6 protein-coding genes are annotated in these 13,701 nt (G+C 58.5%); 5 read left to right on the top strand and 1 reads right to left on the bottom strand.

The features are described from left to right. The first annotated feature begins 89 nt into the window (after positions 1–89). Complete coding sequence (locus OZX75_RS07080; RefSeq protein WP_277145947.1) at positions 90–2,216, top strand: alpha-galactosidase; 2,127 nt, start codon at positions 90–92, stop codon at positions 2,214–2,216. Positions 2,217–2,405: 189 nt separating this feature from the next. Here OZX75_RS07080 and OZX75_RS07075 read toward each other — a convergent pair whose 3' ends face one another. Then, entirely contained in the window at positions 2,406–3,170 is a 765-nt protein-coding gene (locus tag OZX75_RS07075) for a carbonic anhydrase (protein WP_277147490.1), read from the bottom strand. Positions 3,171–3,793: 623 nt separating this feature from the next. Here OZX75_RS07075 and OZX75_RS07070 point away from each other — a divergent pair. The 4 genes from OZX75_RS07070 (at position 3,794) to OZX75_RS07055 (ending at position 13,548) form a co-directional block, all read left to right on the top strand. Further along, positions 3,794–6,820 (top strand): leucine-rich repeat domain-containing protein, encoded by a 3,027-nt coding sequence (locus tag OZX75_RS07070; protein ID WP_277145946.1) that lies wholly within the window; start codon positions 3,794–3,796, stop codon positions 6,818–6,820. Positions 6,821–7,440: 620 nt separating this feature from the next. Beyond that, entirely contained in the window at positions 7,441–10,668 is a 3,228-nt protein-coding gene (locus tag OZX75_RS07065; RefSeq protein WP_277145945.1) for a BspA family leucine-rich repeat surface protein, read from the top strand. A 402-nt stretch (positions 10,669–11,070) separates the two neighbouring features. After that, positions 11,071–11,634, top strand: a complete 564-nt coding sequence (locus OZX75_RS07060) for a redoxin domain-containing protein (RefSeq protein ID WP_277145944.1) — start codon at positions 11,071–11,073, stop codon at positions 11,632–11,634. A gap of 126 nt (positions 11,635–11,760) precedes the next feature. After that, a complete protein-coding gene (locus OZX75_RS07055) occupies positions 11,761–13,548 on the top strand; it encodes an FAD-dependent oxidoreductase (RefSeq protein ID WP_277145943.1) in 1,788 nt (595 codons plus the stop codon). Positions 13,549–13,701: the final 153 nt, after the last annotated feature.

Here is a 13,701-nt window from a genome sequence, read left to right as displayed (position 1 = left end):
CAGATAACGGCTATATTCCCAATTATTTCAAAATTTAATGCGAAGTTTTTTCTAAATAAGATCGATAATTTAAGTAAAGGAAAAGGAACATGTTATTTCCGTCTACCGCCACCTCTACGCGGTTGCCTCTGACCCGTTTGGCCATGACCGACAGTTCTGTCGGCGATGACCTGCCCAATGTCATCAGCGTTTTCGCGAGCCGTGATGCCGGTGTATTTGGGCAGGCCGTTGACCAGAATCTGCGCCCTCGTACTCTGCTGGTCGAGCATGCCCTGGATGTGTTCACGCGGCCGGGTCTGCGGGGCCAGCGTGTGGATAGTGACGGCAACGGAACGGTGAACGCCGGTCGCGCTTGGTCGCCGAGGTTCAAGGTGAGCAGGCCGGCTACGGTTTCCGGCGATATGCTGCGCTATGAGGCCCGCGACGACGATGCAGGACTTGAACTTGCCACGGAAGTCGAGGCGCTGGAAGGCGGCTCGCTGCGGATTCGCCATACACTCACCAACATCGCCTCCGGTTCCTACATGCTTGAAGGCCTCGACGTCCATGTCCCGCTGGGCGACGACATGACCGAGTTCCTCGACTTCTCCGGCCGTCACGAGCGCGAACGTCAGCCGCAGCGGCATCAGGTCGCAGACGGCATGTGGCTGCGCGAGTTCCGTAAGGGCAAGCCCGGATATGCCGGACCGCTTATCGCCGCCGGTACGAAAGGCTTCGATTTCCAGCACGGATCCGTTGTGATGGTTCAGGTTTCCTGGAGCGGTGATTCCGCAATCGCCGTCGATCGCGACGATGACCAGAGTGCCGGCATCAACGCGGGCGAGCTGTTGCTTCCCGGCGAAATCGTTCTTGCGAAAGGCGAAAGCTATACCACGCCGTGGGTGATGGTTACGGCTTCGGACGAAGGCCTGGACGGCGCCGCGCACAGTGTCCACGCGTGGGAGCGCTCGCTTCCGACCCATCCCAAGCCCCAGCCGATGACACTGAACGTGTGGGAGGCGGTGAAGTTCCATCAGGACTTCTCCAAGCTCAAGAAGTTGGCGGAAATCGCTTCGCGCATCGGCGTCGAGCGTTACGTCCTGGACGATGGCTGGTTCCATTCGCGTCGCGACGATTACGCCGGTCTCGGCGATTGGTGGGTCGATCCGGACGTTTGGCCGAACGGTCTCAAGCCGCTTTCCGATTATGTGCACGGGCTCGGCATGGAATTCGGTTTGTGGGTTGAGCTGGAGATGATCAACGCCAACTCCGATCTCTACCGCAAGCATCCGGACTGGATTATGCAGGCGAGCAACCGCACGCCGATCGAGCAGCGTCATCAGCTGGTGCTGGATTTGACGAATCCCGAAGCTTTCGACTATGTATTCAGTTCGATTTCCAAGGTTCTTTCGCAGACTGGCGTCGATGCCATCAAGTGGGACCACAACCGTTTCCTGCTTGAGGCGGGCTCGAATCTGCGCGGTGGCGCCCCGGCGGTGCACGCCCAGACCGAGGCCTACTATCGTCTGCTCGACAAGCTGCGTGCGCAATTCCCCGATATCGATTGGGAGTCCTGTGCTTCCGGCGGCGGACGCATCGACACGGGAGTCGTCGAGAAGGTGTCTCGTTTCTGGTGCTCGGATATGACCGATGCCATGAGCCGGCAGAAGATCCAGCGCTGGACCGTGCAGACCGTTGCGCCTGAATATATCGGGGCGCATATCTCGCAGCCGACATCGCAGCAGACCGAACGTACCCTGAGCCTCGCCTTCCGTGCCGCCACCGCGGTGTTCTTCTCCTTCGGTATCGAATGGGATCTGACGCAGGCAAACGAAGCCGACCTCAAGGAACTCGCCGAATGGATTGCCTGGTACAAGGGCAATCGCGATTTCCTGCATTCCGGGAAATTCGTGCGTTTGGACCTCGCCGATTCCGCGGTTCTGGGCTACGGCGTGGTCGCCGACGACGGTTCTCGTGCCATCATCGAGCACGTGCAATACGACGAATCGCGCTCCAACCGTGGCATTTATCTGCGCATTCCGGGTCTTGACGAAAGTGCGCAATATAAGGTTCGTTGGACGGCCGTCCCCCAGCTTTCCGCGCCGCTCGAGTCTTTCGACTCCTACGGTCCGTTGGGAGACTTGGCGGTTTCCGGCGAATACCTGATGAAGGTCGGCGTGCGTATGCCGCGCTGCCTCCCGGAGACGGAGCGTATCTTCGAAATCGTGAGGCAGTAGTTCATCTAGTATATAGAACATGTAAGGATCGTCGGTTTCAAAGCAAATGGCCGGTTTCGGTAACCGGCAGTCGCTTTGAAACCGACGATCCTTGCGCTTCCAGTCTTCAGCAGCTTTCAGCCCGCAGCAGTACTTAACAGTCTTAAGTTTCTTTTGCTTTTAAGGGCAAACGAGATTGTGCGAAAGCAATCAGAACGAAAGCACTTCGACCTTGCCGGTCTCCAACTGGTAGCGGGCGCCGACGATGGAGAGGCGTTGCGCGGCCAGTGCTTGTTGTATTACGGAAGAGCGGTCGACCAAGGCCTCGATCGTGCGGGCGATATGGACGCGTTCGAAATCGTCGGTATCGCTCAGTGCGGCCTCCTGCGCGGCCAGAACGGATGCGCCCACCGAGCGCACGAGCACGGATTCGGAAGCTTCGATCAGCTCCTCCATCTTGTCGAATACGTCGTCGGAGTCGATGCGGCCGGCGGTTTCGAAATCGTCATCGCCGGTAGATTCGGCGCCGTCTTCCGCCGCACTCGCCGCGTTGTTTTCCGGCAGCCCATCGTCCGTTGCAGGATCGATTATTTCGGAATCCGTGACTTCCGCTGCGAAGGCCGCTCCCAAGTCGATGCCCGCGCCGGCGGCGATGGCGTCAAGTTCTGCGACGGCGCTCGCCACGGCCCCGCAATGCTGGTGGCCGAGCACCACGAGCACGCTGACGCCCAGATGGGTCACGGCGTATTCCAGCGAGGCGATGACCGCGTCGTCCAGCGTCTGTCCGGCGGTGCGCACGGTGAACATGTCGCCCAGGCCTTGGTCGAAGATGATTTCCGGCGGCACGCGCGAGTCCGAGCACGAAAGCACGGCCGCGTCCGGGTGTTGCCCGTCGATCAGCGATTCGCGCGTCTCGAGATCCTGCCAAGGATGCTCGGCCTGCCCCGAAGCGAAACGTGAATTGCCCTGCAGCATGCGACTCCAGGTGGCGTTGGCCGTGGATTCGGCGGAATTCGGGTCGTTGCCTTGCGGGTTGGTGGCATTGGCGGCGTTGTCTGCTTCGTTGGTATCGGTCATGTCGCTCTCCTTGGCTTACGGCGGTAGGCGCAAGCGCGTCTTGTCGCTTCAAGATTTTACTCCGTTTATCGTCGTGAGCGCCATGGGTGTGCAAACAGCTGTTATGGATGCAGAAATCAGCGATATCGGAAGTGTGAAAATGGCGTTCGACTGTGAGGAAAATCACGTAAAATGTCAGTGTGCAATGCATATATTATGCATGTGGCAGTTGTGTGTTTGGACAAACTTACGATTGCTGGGAAAAGAAATGAACGATGCGTTAGACGCTGTCAACGTTGCGTAGGTTGCGATGGTTGGGTGCGGTGTGCTTGGGGTAGGAAGGAGATGTTGTGCAGACGCGGATGAAGCGATGGCTATGGATTGCCGTCGGAATGATGCTCTTGGCCGTTGGGCTCGCCGTATTCGGCGTTGTCGTGCAGCAACGATCTTCTCAAGAAATTCCGGCAAATGGCTCGCAGCATAACGCAAACGACATTTCGATGAATTCGGCCACGAGCAATGGCACGTATGGCGTGAATTCCTTGGCGGAGTATACACAGCGCAGCAAGTCCGAGTCGCAGACACCACAGGCACAAACGCCGCAGACCAGGACCTGTACCCCGTTCGGTGGCGCGAATCTTCCGGACCACATCGTCAACGGCAACTTTGACTACCCCTCTATTTCTTCGGGTGTCACTCCCATCCAGCAGGTCCTCTATGTATATCCTGTCAGCGGGTACAAGTCCTTCAACGGAGGTCCTCGTGCTTTGATTCCAGGGTTCTGCCGTTCGCAGTTCGGCTGGAGCTCGACGGAGACCACGACCGATACCGGTGTAAACGACCAGCGCATCGAGATGCAGAAGTGGCGGGGCAACCAGCATGCCGAATTGGTGGCTCTGACGCCGGGAACATCCATTTACCAAGATGTGAAGACCACTCCTGGTGCGGTGTACAAGTGGAGCCTAAAGCACGCGAGCAGGTTCAGTTACGCTCATCTTCCGAGCTATCAGGGGCCGCCGGACGAGATGCAGGTGTTGCTTGGCCCGCCAAGTGGCTCCGGGGTTGCGCAAACGGCCACCCGTGAAACGTCCAATGGGGGCGGTGACGTAGCGGGTGAAGTGGGGCATGGTGGCGATCCGACCATTATCGCTACCAAAAATCCAGCCAATACTCCTGAAAACTCAAGCATGACCGGGGGAACCAACGATTTCTCCGGGGCCTGGGAGACCTATACCGGAACGTACAGAGTGCCGGCAGACCAGACGGTGACGCGGTTCAGTTTCAAATCGATACGCTCCACGTCGATTAATGCTGGCAATGAGGTCGACGACATCAGTTTCAAAGTGACCTATCCACTGTCCTATGATGCGAACGGCGGTACTGGAACGGTGCCGACCGGCGTGGACGCTGTGCATCAGACCGGCGGATGTGCGGCGCAACATGACTCCGGTGAATCAATCGCCTTGCCGACAGGAGCCGAAGGCGAATGCTGGAACGGCGATCTGACCCGTGAAGGAACGAAGTTCGTGGGCTGGTCGACGACGAAGTATGCGGATCCGTTCAATACCATTGCGGAGGCCAAAGACGCCACGGTGAGCACGCTGACGATGCCGGCGGATGCCCAGATGTTGTATGCGGTATGGGTGAAGGCCTATACGGTGGAGTTCTGGACGCAGATGAACACTGCAGGCGTTGCTTCTCCCAACCTCATGGACACACAGATGGTGGCCGGCGGCGAGAAGCCTGAAATGCCAACGCCTCCCGCTACCTACAATCTCGGCATAAAATTCATGGGTTGGGGCACAGCTCAGAACGATCTGGACGCCGGCGAAGGCAAGATGACCAAGTTCGACCAGACGGCTCCGATCACCGGCGACGTCAAAGTGTGGACGCTGTGGGGTTACGAAGACACCGCACCTGGCTACCAACGCACGTGCACCATGGGCATCGACACGGTCAAGACGTGCTTCCCCGATACGGCGCTGGCGGGCGCGGTTCTCGCCTCGACGGATATTCAGCATGCCTCGTCGGCTTCGTCCATTTGGACGCAGCGTGACGCATTGAATACAGGCCGAGTGAATGCTAAAGCCTTTCCTCATGACGGCGAGGATACGCCGTTGAGCGTCAGCGAACTGGACGGCATGCAGACGCTGACGGGTATTGGGTCGCTGCATCTCACCGGCGCTGCGGCCAACCACGCCTTCGACGACAACAGTGTCAACCTGCACCAGCTGAAGTATCTCAGTAAGATGGGCAATCTTTTCCTGAGTAATGACAAGATTTCCGACCTAAGCAACCTTTCCGGCCTTTCGCAGCTGACGACGTTGCATCTCACGGACAATGCGATCTCCAACCTTTCCAGCCTGGTTCCGTCATCCGGAAGCCTGCCAAAGATCGAGGAATTGTATCTGGATGACAACCAGATTCAGGATTTGCGGCCTTTGGCTAGTCTGACCACGATGAAAACGCTGAAACTCAAACGCAACAACATCAGCGACATCACTCCCCTGACGTCGATGACGGGAATCTGGGCGCTGTATCTGGACAACAACCAGATCAGCAACATCAGCAGCATCACCCATGCGCATTACCAGTGGATCGACCAGCTCGGGCTGTCGAGCAACAAGATCAGCGATATCAGCGCCTTGCGCGACGGTACCAGTATCACGCAGTTGTGGCTGCACAGCAACCAGATCTCGGACGTCTCGCCGCTGGCCGGCCTGACGGAGCTGAAGACGCTCTATATCGGCACCAACCACATCTATGACATCTCCTCGTTGAAGAACCTGACGTCGTTGGACAAGAATGGCGCATCACAGGCTGACTGTAGCACAGGTACTTCCAGCTTCTGTGCTGATAGCCAGACGGTGACTTTACCGGCTCTGGTAGCCGACCCGGGGCTGTCGATGCATACGGCGGTGACGGTGCGTAAAGTGGATGGGACAGTGTCCGGTTCGGCCGTAGAGCCGACATCCACTACGCCTACCTCGCCCAGCGCGGCTCAGTTCGACGGGCAGGGTAAACAGATGACCTGGGCCGGCCCGATGGACTATAACGACGATGGCTCGCCCAGAGATCTTAAGCAGGAGTTCAACACCACTGCGGACTTTGTTGACGCCAACGGCGACCCGTCCACAACTGGCGTCTTTTCCGGCACCATCACCGAACCCTACACGGTCGCGAAGCACACAGTTTCCTTCGACCCCGGCCAGGACGGCACGCTGCCTTCCTCGCAGCCGGCGTCGGTGAGTGTGCACAGCGGTTACACCGTCGCGCATGAAAACCAGACGCCGACTTCCAAGCCGTCGCGACCGGGCCACCATTTCACCGGCTGGTACTGTTCGGCTGCCGTGACGGGGGTGTGCGATAAAGGCGATCTCTTCGATTTCTCCAATACCAAGGTGATTCGTGATGTGCCCTTGGAAGCCCGCTGGGAACAGATGCTCAGCGCAGTGCCGTTGACCGGCATTTCGGCGCTCGGCGCTCTGTTGCCGTATATCCTTCTTGCGGGTGCAGCCCTTACATGGGGTGCGGTTTTGGCCTTGCGTCGGCAACTGATCTCCCGGTGAACGCGCAGCCTGTCGATGAGCCGTTCCATGTCCTTTATCCTGTGAGAGGTAATCAGCCTGTCCGAAACGGTGCGTCTACGTCGCTTTGCATCAAGCGACAACTCCATTTCTCTGTATTACATATAAGGGCGAAAATTGCGTCAATTGGTTTACCGATGGCTAATTTGCGCTAGACAGTTTAACGTACTACAACTAATAAATGTGAGATGTTATACAGAAGTGCCGTGAGATTTTGGTATTCGCTTGTTGGCGAATTTGGGGGAATAAAGAAGATGGGCCCCTTAAATCGGCGGCTTCATCAATAAAAACGCCATGCTCGTTTGACGCGATGACTGGTGTCTGACGCGTAATCGCAACGCAAGTATGACGATTCAATCGTGAGTCACTGCTGCCGTTTAGGGCGACGGCTTACGCAATTGCGTTCATTTTCTCAATTCGTCGGTGTCGACGACGTATTGGCGATACGGTCAATCGTTTCGGCGTCGACATCTCAGGGATGCTCTGCATCCGTATGGTTGAACAATATGAAAGTGGCCGCTTTAAGTACCTTCGGTATTGGAAGTAGCGGGGGTATGCGGTCATGACGGCGGCGGAATGCTGCCATGGAATGGAGGATTGACATGCGTGAGTCGTGGCCGCATGGCAAGTATGACAACAGGTCATTGAGGCGAGGCGAGGACGGTATCGCCAGCAACCTGAAGCACAGGATCGGAGGCGCGGCGGCCGCGGTGGCACTGTTGTCCGCGGTTTCCATGTGCGTGGCGCTTGCGCCGATGACCAGCGCGAAGGCTTATGCCGCCGACGAGCCGAGCTCGTCTGTCTCGGCAAGTGAAGCCGGCAAAACCAGTCAAGGTGCGCAGGGCAAGCAGGGTTCGCAAGCCAAGTCGAGCGCAAAGAAGCTTGATACGGCAAGCTCGTCTGATGCGGCAAGCCCGTCTGCTGCAGCAAGCAGTGCCGGGCACGCCGCTACAGTCGGTTCGTCTGCCGGAACCGGCAACACTGCCAACGTTGGTGACGCGGGTAATACGGGTAACGCCAGCCATAGCACGCAGACAGCGGCGACGACTAAAAACGATGGTGCGGCAAACTCGAGTAAACGATCTTTGACGAGAGCTACTTGCACGGAGGCCGGACCAACGACGTTCTACAATCCCGTAGGTCCCGCCGGCGACGCTCACCCCAACCATAACGACGATCTTAAAGGAACGTATTGGAAGATTACTCCCGAGGGTTCCGACTGCGTTCTGCACATCGGCAATAACGGCATGGCGGGCCAGTGGGGAAAGATCGCCACGAACGATGACGGCGATCACTCCGAGGGCCACCAGATCGCTCACGACGACTTCTGGCCCTGGTATGGCCAGAGTGACGAGATCACGAAAGTGGTCGTCGACGTCAATGCCAATGGCTATAAGGTCTATACGCTTAATGCCTCGACCCTCGACTACATGTTCGCCAACATGCCCAATCTCGTCAGCGCGGATGTGAGGAACCTCGACGTGGAGTCCCCCGGCTATATGCGTTCCATGTTCGCCAACGATCCCAAGCTTCAGACGGTGGATACCACCAGTTGGCGCCCGTACTGGGCGCGGAAGATGCAGCACATGTTCGATGGCGACACCAAGCTTACCAACATCGACGGCATCGGCGACTGGTTCAGGGATGCCCCCGCGGGTAGCGCGGACCAGCTCAGCGACACCAGCTACATGTTCTCGGAGGACGCCTCGCTCACCTCGATGGATCTTTCGAAGTGGGCCTCGCATCTGACCGTCGGCGCCGACAACATGAGCTATATGTTCAACATGGTCAACGATGCCGCCACCAACTTGGGTGACACTCAGCTGGCCAACATCAACCTGACCGGTTGGCCTATGGGCTTCAACACGGCCGGCATGTTCAGAGGCTGCACGAAAATCACCGGCGTCGGCGGTCTGCGCGATTGGGATATGAGCATGGACCAGCGGATGGACACCATGTTCAAGTATTGCTCGAAGCTTGAAAACCCTGACATGTCGCAGTGGGACACCCATACCGTCTGGAACTTGGACGGCATGTTCGAAAACGACGGCACGCTGACCGATCTGAGCAGCGTTAAGCACTGGAACACGGCCAACGTGACCACCATGGGCGCCGTGTTCGACAGCGACACCAACCTCACCGCCATCGATGTGTCCGGTTGGAATACGGAGAAGGTCACCAACTTCAGCTGGACGTTCCGCAACTGCCCCAAGCTTCCGAGCATCACGGGCATCGAGAAGTGGCACACGCCGGCGGTCATCAAGACCTACGCCATGTTCGATGGCGACCATGAGCTCACGTCACTGGACCTTTCCGGCTGGCACCTCAAGATCAACAGCCTGCCGCCTTCCTCCAACCCTTCGGTGGACAGGTATGGCGATATGAGTGGTATGTTCGCCGACTGCCCGAAGCTTGAAACGCTTACAGGTCTCGACGACTGGGAGACCTCGGCCGTCACGGAGATGTACTCGATGTTCATCGGCGATGGCGTTTTGAAGGAGCTCGATCTGAGCCACTGGAGCACGCCGGCGGTCGATAACATGGGCGACATGTTCCGCGGTTGCAGGTTCCTTGACAAGCTCTCTGTCGGCACCGCCCGGTTCGACCGCGGCGCGTTCTATCAGATCGGCGGCGAGGTTCACTTCCTGCGCAATACCGACGATGACACGGACGGCAACGACGTGACGGCGAACGGCATCACGGAGCCGGGCGTCTGGCACCGTGCACACGCGACCATCACCATCCTGCCTTCCTCCGCGCTCCACTATGAGACCGCGGACAACGGTGGCCCGGGACTGACCGACACCATGCCGAACGGCACGAAAATCGCCTACTATACGCGTGACCATCATCCCGCCAACGAGCATTACGAGGTCGGCACGTGGTCGGGAAGCCGTAAGTACGACTACATCTCCACGTGGAACTACGGCGATCAGGCCGTGCCTTCCGTGCTCACCCCGGTACTTACCGTCTCGCAGCGCACGCTCAAGGGCACCGTCTGGTTCGATACGCAAAAGGATGGCGCCATCGGCCACAACGAGCCGCGCATGAAGAAGGGCACGCGCGTGGAGGTCCTCGACAGCAACGGCCACGTGGTCGCGCACACCACCGTCGACGAAAACGGCAATTGGACGATCGGCAATCTGCCTGCCGGAACCGGTTACCGCGTGCGGATTGAGGCCGGCGACTCCGGTATCCCGCAGGCCGGTGGTTTCCAAAACACCGTCAGCGGCCCCGATTTCGACCCTGCGAGCGGTTCGTTCGACTCGCATGGCAACTGGACCAGCGCTCCGTTCGACATGCCCGCCACCACGCAGGACCAGCACAGCGATGGCAAGTGGAGCAAGACCGAGAATCTGGGCATCCACCGCGGCAAGACCACGGGCACGCCGATGACCCCGCTGCCGGTGCAGCACAAGGCGCACGTCGGATTCAACTCGAACGGCGGCACATCGGTGCCGGGTCAGGATTTGAGCTGGGTCGGTGACGGTCACGGTGAGGCCAGCAAGCCCGCCGACCCGACCAGGGAGGGCTACAAGTTCGCCGGCTGGACGCTGCACGGCGGTGACGGCAAGACGCTCTATGACTTCAGCACCCCGGTCACCGGCGACATCACGCTGGACGCGCTGTGGACCAAGGTGACGTCAACACCTGCCGGCAACCAGCAGAAGGCTCCCGGAGCGCAGGCCGCCAACGGTTCAAAGCCCGGGAAGCTCGCCAAAACGGGCGCGGCGGTTTCCGCGCTCGCCGTGGTCGCGCTCGCTTCGGCTGCGATGGGCTCGTTCATCTCGATGGGCAAGCGTAAGCGTAATCGGACCGATCGGCTCTGAACGGTTTCATAAGACCATAGGAGATGCGTCGGGAGAGCAGTGATTCCCGGCGTGCCTCAATCTAATATAAAATCGCACAAAATGATTGTTCATAATCGGCAATTTTATTATGACAAGTGAGGGTAATTCGACTAGTTATTAACGCTTTATTCGGCACAAACTGACGGATAAACCAGTGTCTATATCGGTTCACGAAAAGAAGTGCCTTCAGGCGCATGCGAACTGCCGATCTTGCTGTTTTCGGCGTTACGATAATATGGTCGCAGCGATAGGCGGTTCCACAAGCGCTCTTGCAAGGTGCTGGGTATTGGTTACGGGCGTTCGCAAAGAGCGTGGAACGGGAACTTATACAGGCCGAAGTCGCGTAGACATATAGCATTTCGAGGTAAAGGGGTACAAACTATGACCATGCTTCAGCACGAGTTGACCGATTTCACGGCCAACATCTATCAGGACAACAAGTTCAGCAAGCTCACCAAGGCTGACGTGCTCGGCCACTGGTCCCTGATCTTCTTCTACCCCAACGACTTCAGCTTCGTCTGCCCCACCGAGCTCGAGGATCTCGCCGATCACTACGACGAGTTCAAGAAGGCCGGCTGCGAGATCTACGGTGTCTCCCACGACACCGAGTTCGTGCACAAGGCCTGGCACGAGGCCAACGACAAGATCGCCAAGATCCAGTTCCCGATGGTCGCCGACCCCACCAACACGCTTTCGCGCGATCTCGACAGCTATGACGAGGTCAACGGCCAGGCCGAGCGCGGTGACTTCATCCTGAGCCCCGAGGGCAAGGTCGTGGCCTACGAGGTCATCTCCTCCAACGTCGGCCGCAACGCCGAGGAGATTCTGCGTCGCGTCGAGGCCTCGCAGTTCGTCTACGAGCACGGCGATCAGGTCTGCCCCGCGAAGTGGGAGCCGGGTGACGAGACCATCGCCCCGAGCCTCGACCTCGTCGGCCAGCTCTAAAGCGAAGCATTCATCGTCAAAGAGTCAAGCCGTGAACCTGCGTGCCGGAATCCGAAAGGATCAGGCTGGGGCTCACGGCTGTTGGCGATTTTGGCGGAGTCGAAGCAGTGATTGATAAAGAGGATCATGAAGCAGCAAGATGATTTGTTTGATGTCGTGGTGATTGGCGGCGGCCCGGCAGGACTTACCGCAGGGCTCTACCTGGCCCGTGCGCGATACCGTGTGCTTGTCCTCGAGAAGGAGGACTTCGGCGGCCAGATTACCATTCTCAGCGAAGTGGTGAACTACCCCGGAATTGCTTCCACCGACGGTCGTGCACTGGCTGAGACCATGCACCAGCAGGCTGCCGATTTCGGCGCGGAATTCATGTCTGCGAACGCCACCGGAATAGATATCGACGGCGATATCAAGATCGTGCACACCGATCATGGAGATCTGAAAACTTTTGGCATTCTTTTGGCAACGGGTGCCGTACCGCGCAAGGTCGGCTTCAAAGGCGAGACCGAATTTGCCGGCCATGGCATTTCCTACTGCTCCACCTGCGACGGCGAGTTCTTCAACGGGCAGGAGGTCATCGTCGTGGGCGGCGGCTTTACTGCGGCCGAGGAGTCCGTTTTCCTTACCAAATACGCCACGAAGGTCACTGTTCTGGTGCGCGGCGACGACTTCACCTGCGATGCATCCATTTCGGACGAGGCCAAGAGCAACCCGAAGATCGAGGTTCGTTACAACACGACGATGAAAAGCGTTTCCGCCGACAGAGGCGGGCTCGTTTCGGCGGTCTTCACTGATCGGAAGGCCGGCAAGGACGTCGAATGGAAGCCTGAGGGCAATCCGCATTTCGGCGTGTTCGTCTTCGCTGGCTACGTGCCGCAGACCGGCTTGCTTGAGGGGTTGGTCGACCTTGATGAAGAAGGGTACGTCATTACCGACCAATATCTTGAGACTTCCGCTGCCGGTGTCTACGCCGCCGGCGACCTGCGCCGCAAGACGTTGCGCCAGCTGATCACCGCCGTTTCCGACGGCGGCATCGCGGCCGTGGAGCTCGAACGGTACGCCAAGGACGTCAGCGAGAAGCTTGGCGTGGTGCCGCCTCGCCCGACCAATTCCAAGTACGAACGGCACGAGCAGGCCTACGAGTCCAACACTGAGTTCAAGCCGCAGCGCAAGGATTCCGACGTCACCAAAGACGTGCAGACCGCCGGTTTCTTCGACAGCACGATCCGCCAGCAGCTCAAGGTCGTCTTCAGTGTGATGGCCAAGCCGCTGATGCTCAAGGTCGCGCTGGACGAGACCCCGCTTTCCCCGCAGGTCCTGGGATTCGTCACCGAGCTCGCGGAGCTGAGCGGCGGCAAGTTGACCGTGCGCTCCTCCACGCCTGCGGATGACGGCGTTGAGGTGGACGAAAAGGGCAACGTCGCGTATGACATCAAGGAGAACCTGCCGATGGTGCGGCCTTGCGTGCGCGTCTGCACGGTAGGCGATGGCGGCGAGCCGGTGCCCACGGGCATCGCGTTCCACGGCATGCCGAGCGGCCGCGAGTTCAGCTCGTTCGTGCTGTCCCTTTACAACGTTGCCGGTCCGGGGCAAGTGCTCGACGACGATGTGCAGAAGCGTATCGACCGGTTGTGCGCGGACGGCGGCAGCGTCGATATCATGGTGCTGGTCTCGTTGACGTGCACGGTCTGCCCTCCGACGGTGCTGGCCACGCAGCGCATCGCTTCCAGCAATCCCAGGGTTCATGCCGAGGCCTACGAGGTCTCGCATTGCCGCGACCTGCAACAGTATTACGGTGCGATGAGCGTGCCCTGCATTGTCGTCAACAAGACCGAGCCTGACGGCACGACCTCTCAAAAGATCGAGTTCGGAAAGAAAGGGGTTCCGGGAATCCTGGATTTGATTGAGGAAATGTGAGCCTTGGAAGTCAAGGCCTGTACAATGATAATTAAAGATTTTGTATGACGTCTATGGCGTTATGCAAGTTGTTTGGTGGTGAATGCCTCCCAACGTTGGTGCCTGCCTGCGGCGAAGCGGTGTATCGTAGAAGGCCGGTGACCTGCGAATAGT

It is taken from the genome of Bifidobacterium sp. ESL0800, assembly GCF_029395355.1.
Lineage (GTDB): Bacteria > Actinomycetota > Actinomycetes > Actinomycetales > Bifidobacteriaceae > Bifidobacterium.
This window is presented reverse-complemented; position numbering and strand designations above follow the sequence as displayed.